The 19,104-nt window shown below is 42.0% G+C and carries 15 protein-coding genes; 9 read left to right on the top strand and 6 right to left on the bottom strand.

Features of this window, described 5'->3' with window-relative positions; all coding sequences use genetic code 11:
- The first annotated feature begins 217 nt into the window (after positions 1-217).
- Both ASL19_RS03490 and ASL19_RS03485 read left to right on the top strand, forming a co-directional pair.
- Positions 218-529 (top strand): DUF2605 domain-containing protein, encoded by a 312-nt coding sequence (locus tag ASL19_RS03490; RefSeq protein ID WP_057177305.1) that lies wholly within the window; start codon positions 218-220, stop codon positions 527-529.
- 292 nt (positions 530-821) lie between these two features.
- Positions 822-1,133 carry a DUF2973 domain-containing protein gene (locus tag ASL19_RS03485; RefSeq protein ID WP_057177324.1) on the top strand — a complete coding sequence of 104 codons (312 nt, stop codon included), beginning with the start codon at positions 822-824 and terminating at the stop codon, positions 1,131-1,133.
- 89 nt (positions 1,134-1,222) lie between these two features.
- On the opposite strand, the gene ASL19_RS03480 is transcribed toward ASL19_RS03485, so the two are convergent.
- Positions 1,223-5,368 (bottom strand): glycerophosphodiester phosphodiesterase family protein, encoded by a 4,146-nt coding sequence (locus ASL19_RS03480; RefSeq protein WP_235528921.1) that lies wholly within the window; start codon positions 5,366-5,368, stop codon positions 1,223-1,225.
- A 244-nt stretch (positions 5,369-5,612) separates the two neighbouring features.
- Between ASL19_RS03480 and ASL19_RS03475 the strand changes: the two genes are divergently transcribed.
- The 3 genes from ASL19_RS03475 to trpE all read left to right on the top strand — a co-directional run bounded on the left by ASL19_RS03475 (position 5,613) and on the right by trpE (position 9,819).
- Complete coding sequence (locus tag ASL19_RS03475; RefSeq protein WP_057177303.1) at positions 5,613-7,631, top strand: DICT sensory domain-containing protein; 2,019 nt, start codon at positions 5,613-5,615, stop codon at positions 7,629-7,631.
- A 159-nt stretch (positions 7,632-7,790) separates the two neighbouring features.
- Entirely contained in the window at positions 7,791-8,207 is a 417-nt protein-coding gene (locus ASL19_RS03470) for a photosystem I reaction center subunit II PsaD (protein ID WP_006275750.1), read from the top strand.
- Between the two features lie 94 nt (positions 8,208-8,301).
- Positions 8,302-9,819, top strand: a complete 1,518-nt coding sequence (gene trpE, locus ASL19_RS03465; protein WP_057177302.1) for an anthranilate synthase component I — start codon at positions 8,302-8,304, stop codon at positions 9,817-9,819.
- A 4-nt stretch (positions 9,820-9,823) separates the two neighbouring features.
- On the opposite strand, the gene ASL19_RS03460 is transcribed toward trpE, so the two are convergent.
- The 4 genes from ASL19_RS03460 to ASL19_RS03445 form a co-directional block, all read right to left on the bottom strand.
- On the bottom strand, positions 9,824-10,447 hold the full coding sequence (locus ASL19_RS03460) for a hypothetical protein (RefSeq protein ID WP_006275752.1): 624 nt from the start codon (positions 10,445-10,447) through the stop codon (positions 9,824-9,826).
- 104 nt (positions 10,448-10,551) lie between these two features.
- On the bottom strand, positions 10,552-10,902 hold the full coding sequence (locus ASL19_RS03455) for a DUF1257 domain-containing protein (RefSeq protein WP_006275753.1): 351 nt from the start codon (positions 10,900-10,902) through the stop codon (positions 10,552-10,554).
- 156 nt (positions 10,903-11,058) lie between these two features.
- Positions 11,059-12,570 (bottom strand): AAA family ATPase, encoded by a 1,512-nt coding sequence (locus tag ASL19_RS03450; protein ID WP_057177301.1) that lies wholly within the window; start codon positions 12,568-12,570, stop codon positions 11,059-11,061.
- A gap of 104 nt (positions 12,571-12,674) precedes the next feature.
- Positions 12,675-13,022 carry a hypothetical protein gene (locus tag ASL19_RS03445; RefSeq protein WP_040007933.1) on the bottom strand — a complete coding sequence of 116 codons (348 nt, stop codon included), beginning with the start codon at positions 13,020-13,022 and terminating at the stop codon, positions 12,675-12,677.
- Positions 13,023-13,227: 205 nt separating this feature from the next.
- On the opposite strand from ASL19_RS03445, the gene ASL19_RS03440 reads away from it, so the two are divergent.
- Positions 13,228-14,382, top strand: coding sequence for an NAD-dependent epimerase/dehydratase family protein (locus ASL19_RS03440; RefSeq protein ID WP_006275756.1), 1,155 nt, complete (start codon positions 13,228-13,230; stop codon positions 14,380-14,382).
- Between the two features lie 133 nt (positions 14,383-14,515).
- Positions 14,516-15,628 (top strand): glycosyltransferase family 1 protein, encoded by a 1,113-nt coding sequence (locus ASL19_RS03435; protein WP_072149077.1) that lies wholly within the window; start codon positions 14,516-14,518, stop codon positions 15,626-15,628.
- Here the strand turns inward: ASL19_RS03435 and ASL19_RS03430 are convergent.
- A complete protein-coding gene (locus tag ASL19_RS03430; RefSeq protein ID WP_040007973.1) occupies positions 15,625-15,897 on the bottom strand; it encodes a hypothetical protein in 273 nt (90 codons plus the stop codon). The two genes, ASL19_RS03435 and ASL19_RS03430, sit on opposite strands and share 4 nt — an antisense overlap.
- Positions 15,898-16,119: 222 nt before the next feature.
- Here ASL19_RS03430 and purC point away from each other — a divergent pair, with 222 nt between their 5' ends.
- Both purC and ASL19_RS03420 read left to right on the top strand, forming a co-directional pair.
- Complete coding sequence (gene purC, locus ASL19_RS03425; RefSeq protein WP_057177299.1) at positions 16,120-16,854, top strand: phosphoribosylaminoimidazolesuccinocarboxamide synthase; 735 nt, start codon at positions 16,120-16,122, stop codon at positions 16,852-16,854.
- Between the two features lie 63 nt (positions 16,855-16,917).
- The gene (locus ASL19_RS03420) at positions 16,918-19,062 is read left to right on the top strand and encodes a BamA/TamA family outer membrane protein (RefSeq protein WP_057177298.1); all 2,145 of its coding nucleotides are present in this window, start codon (positions 16,918-16,920) and stop codon (positions 19,060-19,062) included.
- Positions 19,063-19,104: the final 42 nt, after the last annotated feature.

Below are 19,104 nucleotides of genomic sequence, written 5' to 3'. Positions count from 1 at the left end.
GCGTTGGGTTTCATGCTTCAACCCAACCTACGTTCGTCTTATATTTAATTCCACCCACCCACTTATTGGGCGTAACTGTTGATTCTCCTAATTTACCAAAATATCCGCTGGGGGGAAGCTCTCTTGTTCTATTTTTTCTTTGAGAAAATTTACAAATTGTAAAGTTTTATGAATAGAGTTAATATAAGAATGACCTTTAGAAATATACTTTTCATATATGCCAGAATCTAACCTTTCGGCCTCCCAACTGCTACAATCACTCCTAGAACCACTTTTAGAGGATTTTGAATATTGGTTTGCCCGCTCCCAGCAATTGTTGGAAAATGAGAAAATCTCATTTATGACTGAAGAGGAACAGTCCGATTTACTTGACCGAGTTAAACAAGCACAACTGGAGGTAAATACATCCAAAATGCTATTTAATGCTACTGGTAAACAGGTTGGACTAGATATGGCAACTTTAGCCCCTTGGCATCAACTTTTAGGTGAGTGCTGGAGGGTAGGGATGCGCTATCGTCAAATAAAATAACACCAAAATTTCAGGTTTAGAATCTTAACATTGTTTTCATAAAAAAATAATGTGTCCCATGCTACGTTAGTGCTAATGCCTTTGAAAATATCAGCACATAGACTATTTTACTTTTCTTACTTTTGCCAATTACAGGTGAGAAAAGTTTAAGGAATTATAGCCGTAGCTACCCGGGCGAAGGTAAGCCAGAATGCCTATCCAGCAATCAGTTTCAGCTATAGTCTATGGCGTTCTGGCTCAATACATACAATATAAAACTTTAAAATTTGTTATCTTAGTGGAGGATAAGTTGATGTTACACCTACTGTACATTGTAGCTTTTACGGCTTTAGCATTTATTGCTGTCAGTAATTTAATTAGAAACCTGATTATGTTCAGTTTTGACCGTTCTTATCCTCCCAAAATGGGGGGTAATCAAAGTGGTTTTGGTTATTATGGAACCAAGTCCATACCCCATCCGGAGTTATTGGATGATTCGGGTAATTTAATTAAGGAACCACTTTTAGTAATGCGTTCTATTAATATAGAGGATGCACGTCAGCATTTGGATGCGCTGTATGAGTCTTCCCCTGGCAAAAAAATTGAGAGTTCGGAAGATGCTTAGTTAGATGTTTTTCAAAGATTAGAAACTATTTAAAACCAAGTAAAGGCTTACCCTAGAGTAAGCCCTTATTCAGTTAAACTAACCAAAACCTAGGCAAAAGCAAAGTTACTGGCAGTGAGTGTGCTAGTATTTATTCCGGTTAGGGTGGCTACTTTATTCCCATTGATGATAATGTCGCTATTGGTTAGGGTCAGATTATTAAAACCAAAGTTGCTTCCTTGACCACTAATACCTAAAACGTCAGTACCTATCTGGAAGTCCACAATGGTATTGGCAACATTTTTGTTGTCAACACTAGGGATATCACCGGTAGTGATCCAGAATTGGTCTGCACCAGCACCACCGGAAATTAAATTCCCTCCACCCTCGGTAACAAAGAATTTATCCTCTCCATCGCCACCTAAAGCGCGACCATTAGTACCCAGATAAAATACATCATTACCAGCACCACCGGAAATGCGATAGTCTTTGGCATCCGTGGCGAAGATTTCATCATTCCCACTACCACCAAAAATGCGATCGCCATTATTTACGTCTATAATATCTTTTCCGCTACCTGAGTGTACTGTATTATTGCCTGCGTAGGGGTTGGTGACACCCAGGGTATCCACTTTATCGTCTCCAGCACCAGTGAAAATTATATCATTAATGCCATCGGTTCCTTGTGTAACAGACACATTATCAACACCGGGAGTGCCAAAAACCAATTGAGAGCTTTCAGCGATGGTCGCAGCTAGACCTAGACGAGCATCCAGGGCGAGAGGCTTGTCCAACTCTAGCACAACGATTTCATTATTGTCAATGAGGGGGGGACGACCAATGGAGAAAGGATAATTGTTATCATTAGCCACAATAATGGTTTTATTATCCCATACCACCACATCTTCAATGGTTTGAAATGGCATGTTATAGGTTTTATTACCATCACTATTGAGATCATTGGGGTCTTGGATATCCAGTAAGTTTGCTACTTCTTCCTTGGGAACAAAACCTTGAGCATTGACCTGACTAAAATCCACCTTGAATATCTTTTTAAACGCTGCGCCAGTGCCCTGATTATTGTCCCTTTCAATTACCAAGAACTCTTTGTCATTTATAGGTGTGAAATCGCCAATAGCATTGCTAGGACTGGCTAGTTGATAACGTCCTACTAAACCGGTGTAAGTTTCTGTTGCTATATCAAATTTGTAGATTCTGACGGAACCAGCAGGATCTCCTACCACCGTACCTTCCAACATGGGATAGACTGTTTGACGGTCTGGACTAAAAGCCATACCTTCAAATCCCTGGGAACGGTTGAGATTAGCAGTAACTAAATCACCATAGTAGGGTTGATTGGGATTGAAGTAAACTGGGGAGTCGGCAAAATAGGGTGAGTTCAAGTTATTGTTGGGGTTGGCGTAACCTGTTCCCGCTAGATAGTTGTTAACTATTACGGATGTTCCTGTTTTGGGGAAATCAGTAAAGAAACCATCTACTCCTAAATTCACAAATTTACGTACTTCTGCTCCTGGATCTCCCTTATAGTCAGCAGAAAGGAAAAACCCATCATTTCTTAGGGTGTAAAGATGAACTAGTAGTCCCGCTTGGTGGGCATCCTGAATGAGAGTTGTTGGTGCGCCCAGGGTGCGGTCTGCATCACTGATTTGACCATCTCCATTTAAATCATCCGGTTGACCATCTTTATTATTGTCTACGGTGGTCATAGGAACTATGCGCTGTTTGTTTGGTCCTATGCCTTTTGCATACTGAGCAATTTCTTTTAACCCAGTAGGTGTAGAAAGGTCATTATAGGTACGACTGTCTCCATTGACCACAAAATCGTAGGGTCTACCGGATCCACCAAATAATTGCACTAATGGGATATCAACACTCGCACCAGGCATAATTGTGTTTTTCAATTCCTTGAGGTTACTAACTTCAAAGGATTGAATGAAGACACGACTAGCATCAGTAAAGTTCAGGGTTTTGAGGGTATTTACCAATAATTGACTGGTGTTAAAACCTTGCTGCTGGAAGAATGTAGGATGTTTGGTTTCTGGGTAAATACCAATCTTGCGTCCAGTTTCCAATTCTACCTGTTTCACCAGGTCAATTACCTCTTTGAGAGTGGGAACCTTCAACCCATCTTGATCAAAGGCGGTACTACGGAGAGAAGGAAGACGCTCAATAGCATTTAGTTCTTTGATTTCTGCTAGGGTAAAGTCTTCTGCGAACCACCCACCCACGTTGCGACCATCTAAGTTTTTGACTTTGAGGCGATCTTGGAATTTATCACGTAGATGAACGTCTGTGCTGGTATCTGTGAGATTGATTTCTGGTTTACCACCCACAAGTTTAATTGTACCATCAGTGTTGAGGTTCACAACCGCCAACATCGGTTCATGACGGGCAATTAAAACATTATCTTTGGTGACAACCAAGTCTGGTTCAATGAAATCTGCACCCTGGGCGATCGCCAATTTATAACTAGCTAGGGTATGTTCTGGACGCTCTCCGCTACTACCTCGGTGACCAATGACAATAGGTTTTTGACCATTGAGAGTATCAAAGTTAGGTTTGGACAGAACAGTGGGATTTTGGGGGGATCTTACTTGGTTGGTGGTAATTTGGTCTCTCACCAAATCTCCTGTTCCTGGGAAGTCGGTAAAGTAACCATCTACACCCAAACTGATAAATTGACGATATTCCAATTCCGGATTGTTATTGTAGTCCGATGCCAAAAAGCGACTTTCATTGCGGAAGGTGTAAGGATGAACTAACAGTCCCACTTTGTGAGCATCGCTAACCACACTGGTAGGTGGCAAGGTTACCTTGTCACTGTCATTGATGACCCCATCATTGTTGAGATCGTCTGGTTTGCCATCATTGTTCTTATCTACGGTTTTAACAGAAATAATCTGGCGCTTCCATGGTCCAATGCCATCCGCGTATTTGGCAATTTCCGCTAAACCTGCTGGAGTCAGGAGATCACCATAGGTACGAGTGTCTCCCTTGACAGTAAAATCGTAGGGACGGGCGTAAGCATCTTTGTCATATATAAGTGTGCCATCATCAGCCACGCCCGAATCAGTTAGCTGCACTAGGGGAATATTAACACCTCTTGCTGGCATGATGTTATTATTCAAATCCTGAAGATTACTAACTTCAAAGGATTGAATGAAAATGCGTGCCGGATCAGTAAAGCTCTTGCTTTTAAGGGTGTCAATTAGTTTTTCTTCTAAAGATAAACCCAGATTGTCGTGGTAGGTGGGATGTTTAGTTTCTGGGTAAATACCAATTTTCTTGCCCGTTTGTGCTTCTACTTCCTTGACTAAATCAATAATGTCGCCCAGGGTAGGGATTTCCAGTAACCCATTAAACACCTGGTCACGGTAACCCTGAGGCATAACTGCTCTAAGAGTTTTAATTTCCGCTAAGGTAAAGTCAGAAGCAAAGAAGCCTTCTTCTTCTACTCCATCCACCACAACCTTTTTCTTGCGACTGGCAAATTCAGGACGATTGGCTACATCAGTAGTATTAATCAAATTGGGTTCGTGACGAGCAATTAAGACCCCATCTTTGGTAGAGACTAAATCTGGTTCAATGAAGTCAGCACCTCTTAAAATTGCCAGTCTATATGCTTCAATGGTATGTTCTGGTAATTCACCACTAGCACCTCTATGACCAATAACAATGGGTTTTTGACCGTTGAGAGTGTTTAGTTTGACCAGATTGGGGGTACTAATGGGCGCATCCAATAAAACTCCATTGCTGTCAAAGTGTAGCAGGTAAGTACCAAACTCATCACCTATCCAAATATCCCCTTTAGCATCAATAACAAAGGATTCTACGTCAAAATCCGCTCCTGTGAGTTGTCGTTCAGGAGTGTTTTGATTCACAATGGAAAAGGGAATCAGGCGGTTAGGATCTGAAAGTTGAATGAAGTTCTCTACCCCAACCTTAGCATTACCATTTTCAACCCCAGTAAAATTAGGGTCTAGTTGGTAGATGCGCAGGAGGAAGTCCGCACTGTTGTTTTTAGCACCAAAACCATTGTCCGCTAAAAACCAAAATCGGGACCCACTGGTGTTAGGAGCAAATTGCACCCCGCTAAAGCCTTGTACAGGTTGACCAGAAAAAGGCGTAGTACGTCCATTGGTGGGATTGGTGACAGCAGCACCGGATTTTGGACCAGCAGCAAACGTATCAGCAGGAAGAACAGCAAAACCTTTGAGTGTTACCATATTGGGAATTTGGGTAAAGAAAAATTAAGTTAGTATTCCCAATACAACTTATTGGTAGAAAGTTAAGATACCATTGTCTCGAGAGTAAGTCTATTTTAAATATTGATTAAGTTATTGATTAATTAGGATTGAGGAGGGGAATTTTTTGAGTTTTGTCAAGATTTAACAGTTACCAAACTTACTTGATCAGTTTTTGGATTAGGATCTGGGGAAGTGCTTTCTCATGGTCTAAATTGGACGTTTAAGAATATTCATGAGCATCTCGACTTCCGTGCTGAGTGATTTGCTACAGTCACTATCTCACCTACGTCCCCAGTTATATTTTAAGGCTTCACTAACCGCACTTTCCCATGCGATGGAAGACCAGATTTTGGGGACTACCTTGGGTGAACCACTAATTATTGCCAGTTTCCAGCGGGAACGGTTTTATCGTCAGGAAGCTCATCGCTATGAGCGTCTTGCTGAGCGTAGTAGTCAAGTATATGTATTGTCTGCACTAGAAACTGGGTTTACTAGTAGTTCAGGATCTTATGAAAAGGTTGCTTTTGCACCAGAGGATGCTCTAAGTAAAGAGTGGCATTTGGTTGTGATTGCAGATAATTATGCTACCTGTTTAGTGTGTCGAGAAAGTGTTAAATCGGTTGTTAAAAGTCAGCAAGTACCAGAGACGAGTTCTGTCCTGGATATGGATACCTCAAGAAGATTTGAGGGTATTTGGACAGCTGATAGGACTGTTAGTATTAAAGCGGCGGATTTATTATTAAGCAGAATTGTGGCCTATCGTCCTGATTTGAAGGACAAGGTGGTTGATGTACGTAAACGGTTTAATATTAAAGAATTCACAAAGTCCAGTCAGAGAAAGAAGATAGGGGGAAGGGAAATTGATACGGATCCTTTTGTCCGACGATTAGTAACTTATTTACAGGCCAGTCAGTATAAGTTACATAAGGCCTACCGCTCTCTTACTGTTCAAGCTAGGAAGGAAAGACTGGTTAATTCTATTAGTATGGCTATTAGGCGCTCCCTGGATCCAAAACAAATTTTGCAAGTTGCTGCGCAGGAATTGGGAGATCATTTAGCAGCGGGTCGTTGTTTGATTTATCGTGCTCAGTCTGGTGATGTGAGGGCAAATATTGAACATGAATTTTTGGATCAGGGTTTATCATCGGTTTTAGGACAAACCTGGGATTTACAACGTCACTCTCTATTTCAAGAAATTGTGGATAAACAGGAAGGAGTATGTGTGGGTGATGCGACAACGGATCCACGAGTTAAAGATTCTCCTTACTTGTCCTCCATAGCAGACAAATTTAATATTCGTTCTTGGTTGATGGAACCTGTATTATTTCAGGGGAGATTGCTGGGTATTGTGGAACTACACTATTGTTATTTTCCTACCTACGATTGGCAACCAGGAGAGCTAGATTTAGTCAAGGCGATCGCAACTCAAGTGGGTTCAGCTTTAATTCAAGCCGAATCATTTACTAACTTAGAAGAGCTAAATAAACAACTAGAGGCTTTAGACCGAACTCGCAGCAATCTAATTGCTATTACTGGGCATGAGTTGCGAACTCCCCTTTCTACGATTCAAGTGTGTTTAGAAAGTTTGGCCACCGAGCCAGATATGCCCGCCGACTTACGGCAAGTGATGTTAAATACAGCTCTTGCAGACTCAGAGAGAATGCGTAAACTAGTGCAAGACTTCCTGACCCTTTCTAATTTGGAAAGTGGGAATGTGGAATGGCATACGGAGTCTTTAATTCTCAAGGAGTGTGTGGATTTAGCATTAAGTCGCATGCGTATAAGATCTAACAAAGAAAAATCACCCCAGGTGAGTAGTGAGATTCCCATAAATTTACCCCTGGTGAAAGCGGATGGAGACTGGTTAGTGGAAGTATTAGCCAAATTGATAGATAATGCCTATAAATTCACTTCCCCCTCGGGAAAGATTACAATTAAAGCCAAACAGAATCGTAGTGACCAAGTGTTGGTTACTGTAGGTGATACAGGTCGAGGCATTGATCCGGATGCGTTGGAAATAGTATTTGACCGGTTTTATCAAGAGGAGGGAGCTTTAAGGCGAACTACTGGAGGAACGGGATTGGGTTTAGCGATTTGTCGTCAAATAGTTAATGCTTGGGGGGGAAGAATTTGGGCTGAGTCGGAGGGTAAAGATAAGGGAAGCCAATTTCACTTTACTATTCCCATTGTGCGGGGGAAGATAGAAAAAAAGCAGTCCAAGGTTAATACTGGGATATCATCACCCAGGTAGTTCTTTTTGCCCAGCTACTGGATGACGGCAATCACAAAGATTTGCAAATTTTCCTCCCCTCAGATTTGAGAAAGTGTTACAGTGTGTGAAATAATCGTAATATAGGATAAGTTAGGGTGCTAGTATGCCCTAAAAACGTTGAGAGAAAACCCTAATCCTATGGCAACTCTAACTGGACAAACCCCCCTATTTGGCGGTAGTACTGGCGGACTACTTAAAAAAGCAGAAGTAGAGGAAAAGTACGCTATTACCTGGACAAGTCCCAAAGAGCAAGTTTTTGAAATGCCCACCGGTGGTGCAGCAACTATGCGCACAGGCGAGAACTTGCTTTATATTGCCCGCAAAGAGTATGGCATTGCTTTGGGTGCCCAACTCCGCAAGTTCAAAATAACCGACTACAAGGTTTACCGGATTCTTCCCAGTGGGGAAACTACTCTGATTCACCCCGCAGATGGTGTGTTCCCAGAAAAGGTAAATAAGGGTCGGGAAATGGTACGCCATGTACCCCGCAGAATTGGTGAGAACCCCAGTGCTGCAGCACTTAAGTTTAGTGGTAAAGCTACCCACGACGCCTAGGATCTGTTGGCGCTAGTTGATAATGGGTAATTGGTAATGTAACAGTCTTTACTAGTTACCCATTTGAATTTATAAGTAGATAAAACTTTAACCTATGATTTTCCCCGATTTTCAGCAATTTATAGAATTAGCTCAACAGGGTAATTTTGTCCCGGTTTATCAGGAATGGGTTGCTGATCTGGATACCCCTGTTTCCGCTTGGTACAAGGTTTGTGCAGGTCAACCCTATAGCTTTTTGCTGGAGTCGGTGGAAGGTGGGGAAAAGGTGGGACGTTATAGTTTATTGGGTTGTGACCCTCTTTGGATTTTGGAAGCAAGGGGAAACCAAACTACTCAAATCTATCGAGATGGAAGACGACAGGTTTTTCAGGGCGACCCCTTTAGGGTTTTGGCTGACTGTTTGGCACCCTATCATCCAGTGAAATTACCGGAGTTGCCTTCGGGAATTGGCGGTTTATTCGGGTTTTGGGGTTATGAACTTATTAATTGGATTGAACCAACAGTACCTATACATAGTCAGGATGATCGCTATATTCCTGATGGACTGTGGATGCAAGTAGACCATTTGTTAATATTTGACCAGGTAAAACGCAAAATTTGGGCGATCGCCTACGCTGATGTCAGGGAAGGTGTGGAAGAGAGTTACCAAAAAGCATGCAATTGTATTAAACAAATGGTAGAGAAATTATCTTTACCCTTAACGAAGGAAAACACCCAATTAACCTGGAAATCACCACAGAATAGACCCAAGGTGGATATTAAAGAGTACAGCAGCAATTTTACCCGGGAGCAATTTTGTGCCAGTGTGGAAAAAGCAAAGGAGCATATTAGAGCTGGGGATATCTTCCAAGTAGTAATTTCCCAAAGATTAGGGACAGAATATCGGGGGAATCCCTTTGAGTTATATCGTTCCCTACGTCAAATTAACCCTTCACCTTACATGGCATTTTTTAACTTTGACGATTGGCAGATCATTGGTTCTAGTCCAGAGGTGATGGTCAAAGCAGACAGAGATGATGAGGAAGGGGGGATAATCGCCACGGTGAGACCACTTGCTGGAACAAGACCCAGGGGTAAAACCACCAAGGAGGATGGGGAATTAGCAGCGGATTTATTAGCAGATCCCAAGGAAGTTGCTGAACACATTATGTTGGTGGATCTGGGACGTAATGATTTAGGAAGGGTTTGCCAAAATGGCACGGTTAAGGTGGATGAACTAATGATTGTTGAACGTTATTCCCATGTGATGCACATAGTTAGTAATGTGGTAGGTAAATTGGCGGAAGATAAAACCGCTTGGGATTTATTAAAAGCCTGTTTCCCCGCAGGGACAGTTAGTGGAGCACCAAAAATTCGGGCTATGCAAATCATTAACCAGTTAGAACCAACTCGCAGGGGAGTCTATTCAGGAGTATATGGCTATTATGACTTTGAAGGACAATTAAATACTGCTATATCTATTAGAACTATGGTACTAAAGGATGGGACTGTTAGCGTTCAAGCGGGTGCAGGACTAGTTGCGGACTCCCAACCAGAGAAAGAATATGAGGAAACTTTAAATAAGGCTAGGGGTTTATTAGAAGCAATTAGATGCTTGAAAGAGATTACCTAGTTACCTAGTTCAGCACGGGTCTTGACTCTACAATTCCCAGCAAGACCCCCATTAAACTCTCTAAATCATCTGGAATACGATACAACGAGATATCCTGGAAAATTTGTTGCTGCATTTTCTCTAACCGACCAAAACGCCAAGCATCACCAATGGTTACACAACCATAAAAAACATCGCCTGGTTCCACCTGAGAAATGGCAATTAATTCCACCGCCAACTGGGTAAAACCTCTGGTCAAATCGTCATTTTTAGCCTCAACCACGAGTAAACCAAGATTTCCCTTGAGAAAATAATCTAAATTGCCTTTTAACCAGTTATTCACGAATAGTGGGTATTCAATTCTGACCTGACACTGACAATAACGGGCCACTTCTAACAATGTAGGAGCTACTAAAACTTCTCGCCGTGCTGTTTCACTACTTAAACTTGCTAAGGTTAAATATTCCTCAATCCTTTGTTTTAACTCTTGTAGTCTTTCTAAACAACGATTACTTTTAGGTAAGTTAATATGTCTCCTTAACAGGTTATATCCTAATTCGGCTAGAATCTCATCAGCTTCATAGCACATTTCAAAATAAGACCTAAAGGTGTAGGATTGATTCTCTTGCAGAATTTTTCTACCAGCCATATTTAACTCAATTAACTCACAAAAGTGGTAAGAAAGCGGGCTAACCAGTTTGTGGTTAACCCGTTTATACTTTGGGAACGCGCAGATAATTAATTATTGATTAATTATTGCAACACTAACTTAACATTAGCATTCTGCAAACCACGCTGTTTTACTTCGGCTAGGGTTTTGTTAACCGCGTATTTTTGGTTAATAGAGTTAATCAGCTCAGTCTGGTTGTGCTTCTTAGCAACGCCCCATAAATCAGCAATGAGGTCGAAAGAACCATCGCTATTACGAGACCAACCTAAATCGTACTCGCCTTCTAATACCGCAACAATGTCCGAACGTACACGCTGACCATTATAACCACGTACATCAGCCTCAGTTTTTACAGTAATACCTAGGTCGCTTAGGGAAGCTTTGAGAATTTCGGCATCAGTAATCTTAGTACGCAGAGTGCTAAAATGAGACATTTGGGTTTCCTCCAATAAGAAGATTGATGAGAAAAACGACAACGGTTTCTTTTTCACCAAAGCCGCATTAATCTGGGATTAATTGGGAAGCGGCTTAACTCGTAACCCGTTAGCCCGTGGACTAACCTTTCCCCTCTGGTTTACAGAGGAAAGCTTTTAAAACTCCAATCGCTGATACTCAGCTACGGAGGATGCTGCTGGTCTAGCACGCTGTCTGGCCCAGTCCCTTAAGGCTGTGACCTGTTCTTGCATCGTTCTTGACAACGGCAATGTAGACTTCAATGCAGCAATAATATCTAATTGGGTGAACTCCCGATCCTGAGCAAAGGCCTCATACATGGCTGCAATTATTGCCTGCTCTATTTCAGCACCGGAAAAACCATCGGACATCTTGGCTAGTTGCTCTAGGTCAAATCTAGCAATTTCCTCTCTTCTTTTGGTTAGGTGAATCCTAAAGATATCCTGACGTTCTTCCGGTGTGGGTAAGTCCACAAAGAAAATTTCATCAAAGCGACCTTTTCTTAAAAACTCTCCTGGCAACCTTTCTACTCGGTTAGCTGTTGCCATAACAAATACTGGAGATTTTTTCTCCTGCATCCAGGTCAAGAAGGAACCAAAAATTCTACTTGATGTCCCTCCATCAGAATCGCTAGACCCCGTACTACCTGCAAAGGATTTATCCAGTTCGTCTATGAATAAAATAGTTGGGGAAATAGATTCTGCTGTTTTTAAAGCATTACGCAAGTTCGCCTCGCTTCGACCCACCATGGAGCCATCATAAACCCTCCCCATGTCCAATCTTAAAATTGGCAATCCCCATAACCTGGAGGTGGTTTTGGCTATCAGTGACTTCCCGCAGCCAGGAACTCCTAAAATTAACATCCCTTTCGGTTGTGGTAATCCATACTCCCTCGCCCTCTCTGTAAAGGCGTTGGACCTCTGTTTTAGCCACTTCTTTAATTCCTCTAACCCACCTACCGCTTCGATAGTTTCATCTTCTTCAATGTATTCTAAAATGCCATTACGGCGAATTAGCTGTTTCTTTTCTGATAAAACTATATCAACTTCATCTTCCGTCAGCCTCCCACTCGTTACCTGGGCCTTTCGATATACTTTCTCGGCTTCGTCCTTGGTCAGTCCTAAGGCCGCTCTCAGTAGTTTCTCCCTAGCTTCGGTTGTTAAACGCCGCCCCCTATTCTGCTCCTGGTGGGCAGTGAGAACTTTACTTAACTCGGTCATGTCTGGCAGTTGGAAGTCAATAACAACAACCTCTTTCTCCAACTCTATCGGTACTTGTTGCATCGGAGACATTAAAATAATGTTCTTTTGCATACCTTTAAAACTGGCGATCGCATCCCGCAGGGATCTAGTTGTTGCCGGAGCATCAATAAAAGGATGTAAATCTTTAAAAATAAATATACCAGGTTCTTTCTGTCTAATTGCCCACTCAATAGCCGCCTCTGGTGACACGGTGTTGTGCTGGTTTGTACTCCTAGCCTGTCCGTATTCCACAATACCATGGGTTACAGTCCATACGTAAACCCGACGTTGGGATTTTAACGACTGGGCCATCGTATAAATTGCCTGCTCTGCCCGTTCTTCCTCGGAGGTCACAAGGTAGATTAAAGGGTATTGAGCTTGAATAAGTATGTTTAGCTCTTCTTTCATATCTATCGACCTACTTGAGACCTTATAGAAACACTACAGTTATAGTTATCAGAACAACAACGGAAAGGGTTAAAAGTTTCCACTCATCCATTCATAATTTTTAACTAGCAAGGTACTAATTCTTCCTCAGTCCTGGGATGGGTTTGACTTTCAATACACAGGTCATCTTGTCCAATAATTCCCGGTTGGCGACCCAAGGCTATTAATTCCCCATCCTTTAAAACTAGTGAACTTAGACAACTGGGACAGGGATAAACTCTGTGGGTTCCTCCGTAAATTGACTCTTCCAGTTCAGCTATCACCTCTGAATGAGCTAGATAGAAACTGATTGCTCGCTCTGCTAACCCTGACATCGTTTCTGAGTCCATAACTGAGCGAATCTTGAGCTTTCTGTGTAATTCGGGCGATAAGTGCAACGTTACTTTTTGTTTTGTTTCCTGCTTTGTGTGCATATTACTATTCAACTGTCCTACCCGGGTATGTAAACTACCTTATCTCTTATTTTTTTTCTTGTCAAGCCATCAAACCAGTTTAACGCCTATTTTGTTACATTTCTTAACAATGTTCATTTTGGGGAAATTAATGGGGTGGGGAATTCATAGCGCAGGATACAAAAATCTGATAGATTTAGCTATCAGCGAGTAAAAACTGGTAAAGATGAAAGTCCTGGTTATTGGTGGCGATGGATATTGCGGTTGGGCAACAGCTCTGTACCTTTCTAATAGAGGTCATGAAGTTGGAATTTTAGACAGTTTGGTGCGTCGGCACTGGGATAATACGCTTGGTGTTGAGACTCTAACCCCAATTGCACCAATTCAACAGCGTCTCCAGCGGTGGCAAGATTTGACGGGTAAATCCATCGACTTGTTTATTGGCGATATTACCGACTATGGTTTTTTGCACAAGGCGTTGCATGAATTTGAGCCAGAAGCAATAGTACATTTTGGTGAACAGCGTTCAGCACCATTTTCCATGATTGACCGTGAACATGCTGTGCTCACCCAGGTCAACAACGTAGTTGGCACATTGAATCTGCTCTATATCATGAGAGAAGACTTTCCCGATTGCCATCTAGTGAAATTAGGAACCATGGGTGAATATGGAACACCCAATATTGATATTGAGGAAGGCTATATTACCATTGAACATAATGGGCGTAAAGACACCTTACCCTATCCCAAGCAACCCGGTTCCATGTATCATTTAAGTAAGGTTCATGACAGTCACAACATTCACTTTGCTTGCCGAATTTGGGGTTTGCGTGCAACGGACCTAAATCAGGGCATTGTCTACGGTGTGATTACCGAGGAAACCGGATTAGATGAGCTGTTAATTAACCGCCTTGATTATGATGGGGTATTTGGCACAGCACTGAATCGCTTTTGTATTCAAGCTGCTGTGGGTCATCCCCTGACGGTTTATGGTAAAGGTGGACAAACTCGGGGCTTTTTAGACATTCGCGACACAGTGCGATGTATTGAATTGGCCATTGTCAATCCCGCCCAACCTGGGGAATTTCGTGTGTTTAACCAATTCACAGAATTGTTTAGCGTTGGTGATTTGGCCTTAATGGTGAAAAAAGCCAGTTATGCCATGGGACTAAACGTAGAAATTGATCACATTGACAATCCCAGAATTGAGAAGGAAGAACATTACTTCAATGCCAAAAACACCAAATTATTAGACTTGGGCTTACAACCCCACTATCTATCAGATTCCCTACTGGATTCTTTGTTAAACTTTGCTGTTAAATATAAAGGGCGAGTTGATAACAAACAAATTTTGCCCAAGGTCTCTTGGCACAGGAAATAACTGACACCTTGCCACTAGGCACAAAAAAACAAAGCTAGGATGGACAAGGTTGGGGGTAGAGTCCAAAAATTCTATAATACATGATATTAAGATATAAATGTTGAGAATACTGACAGTATCCCCCACCTATTTTATGAAAATTGCCCTATTCACCGAAACTTTTTTACCCAAGGTTGATGGCATTGTCACCCGTCTATCTCACACAGTTGACCATCTGCAACGAGATGGACATCAGGTTATGGTGTTTTGTCCGGAAGGAGGTATTAAAGAATATAAAGGAGCAAAAGTGTATGGAGTTAGTGGTTTTCCCTTACCCCTTTATCCAGAGTTAAAATTAGCACTGCCTCGTCCTGCTATTGGTCATGTATTACAACAGTTTGCTCCCGATCTAATTCATGTGGTAAATCCAGCAGTTTTAGGGCTATCAGGTATTTTGCACAGTAAATTGCACAAAATCCCTTTGGTAGCCTCCTATCATACACATCTGCCTCAGTATTTACAACATTATGGACTAAGCGTACTAGAAGGGCTACTGTGGGAGTTACTCAAGATTACTCACAATCAAGCAGCTTTAAATCTGTGCACCTCCACAGCCATGATTGAGGAGTTGGCGGCCCATGGAATAGAAAGGCTGGATTTGTGGCAACCGGGGGTAGATACAGAACTCTTCCATCCTGATTTAGCCAGTCAGGAAATGCGCTCCTACCTATCCCAAGGTCATCCAAACAGTACTCTGCTATTGTATGTAGGTCGCCTTTCAGCAGAGAAAGAGATCGAACAAATTAAACCCATTTTAGAAGCCATTCCCCATGGACGTTTAGCCCTGGTGGGGGATGGACCCCATCGACAAAATTTACAAAATCACTTTGCCCACACTAATACCCATTTTGTGGGTTACCTCAAAGGTCAACAATTGGCCTCAGCCTTTGCTAGTGCCGATGTGTTTGTTTTTCCCTCCCGTACGGAAACCCTGGGATTAGTATTATTAGAAGCCATGGCTGCGGGTTGTCCAGTAATCGCTGCTCGTTCTGGGGGGATTCCCGACATCGTCACTGACGGTGTCGATGGTTATCTTTTTGACCCCAATGCCCCTATTCAACAAGCTATTGACCTCACAATTAAGTTGTTAAGAGAAAAACAGGAGATTGCCGCTATGCGTAGTAATGCCCGTAAGAAGGCAGAGCAAATGGGTTGGTCTGCTGCTGTAAGACAACTACAAGAGTACTATCAGAGAACATTAAATTAAGCATCAGATTCACTTTCCGGTGGGAAACTTTTACCTATTCTGAGTTGTTTCTTAGAGCGTTTTAATTGTTTCCATAGAGACTTGATTTGTTCATAAGCATCCTCAGGGGGAAGTTTACCACCGGTTTCTAAGTTACAAATATAACTAACTCTCTGAGCAAACTCCTGGAGATTGGCATTAAAAACCAGATTTTCAGGTTGTACATGACCATAGTAGCGACCACGGGGATAGAGGAAGTCATCTTTTTTGTCCACTATTTTTTTCTCCATATACTTAATTAATCCCATGCTTTCTCAAACAAAATGACGGACAAAGGCTCTTATGCGTATTTTTTTCGTAAGAAAATGCTAAACGTTAAACTAGGATTATGACAAATTTTTTTAGTTATTGGTTAGATTGGCTAATTAGTTTAGTTAATTTGGCGTATAACCAAATCAGATCATAAAATAGTTAAGCTCAAAAACATAGCTCTGGGAAAATAATCTACCACCATGTCTGTTAACACTAATAACAAGCTATACGAAGGTAAAGCCAAAATCATCTACACCACAGAAGACCCACAGGTTTTATTGGCTGAATTTAAAGACGATGCAACCGCATTTAATGCGAAAAAACGAGGTAGTATCCAGGGGAAAGGCAGTATAAACTGCACCATTTCCAGTAAATTGTTTCTCCGCATGGCACAGGAGGGTATAGAAAACCATTTTATTGACAGTCCAGGTGCTGGAAAAATGAGGGTAAAAGCCTTGAAAATTTTGCCCTTGGAAGTAGTAGTGAGAAATATTGCAGCTGGGAGTCTTTGTCAACAGACGGGAATAGAGTTAGGCACAGTATTGGAAAGACCTCTAGTGGAATTTTACTATAAAGACGACAAACTAGGGGATCCCCTGCTGACCAGGGAGCGCCTTTCGTTGCTGAAATTAGCCACGGAGGAACAAGTAGGGCAAATTATCCATCTAGCATTACAAATCAACACTTTTCTCCAGGATTTATGGCAACAGTGTAGTATCACTTTAGTGGACTTCAAACTCGAATTTGGTTTAGACCAGCAACATAAACTGTTGTTAGCGGACGAAATTAGTCCTGATACCTGTCGTTTATGGGATATGTCAGAAGTAGATCCTATTCATCGCGTCCTAGATAAAGACAGATTTCGTCGAGACTTGGGTAAGGTGGAAGATGCCTACCAAGAAGTTTTGACCAGACTGCTAAAAGTTATACCTTAGGTTAACCCAGAACTTAACAAGAGCTAGTAATGACTAAATTAAATTGTGTGTGGTGGTTAAAAGATGAGTAAAAAACATTTATCTCCTGTGTTTTTGGTAACGGTAGCTATAGCTGCCAGCTTGGAAAGTTCCTTGAGTGCTAGTGGACAAACGCCTAGTCAATCTCAACAGTTACTAGATGGAGTCAATACTAAAGCAAGCCAGTTATTATCTAGCAATCTATATAGTGTTAAAGGTGAGACTTTCATTGGCCAAACAGCACCAGTAGATCCTAATAGCAATGGGAATGCAGTAGATAATAATCAACCTGATGGTCAACCAACTAATCCTAATAATACAGAACAACCAACAGAAACAGCAGAACCTAGAGTATTAATTTCAGAAGTGGTGGTCAAGTCAGCGGTTGGACAACTCCCATCGGAAATAGAAACCCAAGTTTATCAGGTTATTCGTACTAAAGCTGGACAACCTACAACCCGGTCACAATTACAAGAGGATATTAACGGAATCTTTGCCATTGGGTTTTTTACTAATGTACAAGCAGTTCCAGAAGATACGCCATCAGGTGTTAGAATAACTTTTGTAGTTAGTCTTAATCCCGTACTTAGCAAAGTAGAATTAGATGCCAATCCCGGCGCTGGAGTGGCTTCTGTTATACCTGCTGATACCGTGGATAAAATCTTTAGTCAGCAATATGGTAAAGTAATTAACCTACGTGATTTGCGAGCTGGGATCGCGCAATTAACCAAAGAGTATCAAGACAAAGGTTACGTACTGGCCAACTTAATAGCAGCTCCCAAAGTTTCTGAAACAGGAGTGATCACCTTACAAGTAGCTGAGGGAATAGTAGAAAATGTCCAGGTTGCTTTTCGTAATAAGGAAGGCCAAGATGTGGACGAGAAAGGTCGACCCATTCGGGGAAGAACAAAAGACTATATTATCAAGCGGGAAATGCAATTAAAACCCGGTCAAGTGTTCAACCGCAATATCGTCCAAAAAGACCTACAAAGGGTTTTTGGACTCGGTTTATTTGATGATATTAATGTCTCCCTTAACCCGGGAACAGACCCTAGTAAAGTTGTTGTTGTAGTAAATGTGACTGAGCGCAATAGTGGTTCCATTGCCGTAGGCGGAGGTATTAGTTCTGCCAGTGGATTATTTGGTACCATTAGCTACCAAGAACAAAATCTATCAGGTAGAAACCAAAAGCTGGGATCGGAACTGCAAATTGGACAACGAGAACTCTTATTTGACTTGCGATTTAGCGATCCTTGGATTGACGGCGATCCCTATCGTACTTCCTACACAACCAATGTTTTCCGCCGTCGTTCCATTTCTTTGGTGTTTGAAGGTAAAGACAGCAACATAAAAACCTTTAACCTTGATAATACTACTGATGTAAATAGTCAGGCAACCCCCCGCATTGCCCGCTTGGGCGGCGGAGTTTCTTTTGGTCGTCCCCTTTCTACCAATTTATACGAGAATCCAGAATGGTTTGCCTCCCTAGGGTTGCAATATCAAAGGATTTCTAGTCGCGATGGCAATGGTAATATTAGACCCCAAGGGGCAATTTTTGATGACAGTGGCAATCGACTCAGCCCAACCATTCCTCTCACCCAGTCCCCCACCGGTGAAGATGATTTGTTCTTATTACAACTCAGCGCCCAAAGCGATCGCCGGAACAATGCAGTGCAACCAACCAAGGGTTCTTACCTGCGTGTAGGACTGGATCAATCTGTACCTATAGGGCAAGGTAGTATACTAATGTCTAGGGTAAAGGCCAACTACAGTCAATACGTACCCATAAAACTTCTGGGATCTAAAAATCCAGAAACCCTTGCTTTTAACCTGCAAGGGGGTACAATATTAGGTGATTTACCACCTTATGAAGCCTTTAGCCTGGGGGGAAGTAATTCCGTGAGGGGTTACGATGAGGGTAAGTTAGCAGCGGGACGTACTTATGTCCAAGCGTCAGCAGAATATCGTTTCCCCATATTCTCGGTGGTTGGTGGGTCTCTATTTTTTGATTGTGGTACTGATCTGGGCAGTGCTACCAGAGCAGCTGAAATCCTCAATAAGAATGGGAGCGGTTATGGTTATGGCTTGGGATTGCGTATTCAGTCACCACTGGGTCCTATTCGCATTGACTATGGTATAAGTGATGGAGGTGATAGCCGCATCAACTTTGGTATAGGGGAAAGGTTCTAATGGCAGAAATCTATAACTAGTTGCGTTGAGATTAAACAAATC

Source organism: Cylindrospermopsis sp. CR12 (assembly GCF_001432185.1).
GTDB lineage: Bacteria > Cyanobacteriota > Cyanobacteriia > Cyanobacteriales > Nostocaceae > Raphidiopsis > Raphidiopsis raciborskii.
The sequence above is the reverse complement of the archived record's forward strand: the minus strand, read 5'-3'. Positions and strand labels throughout refer to the sequence as shown.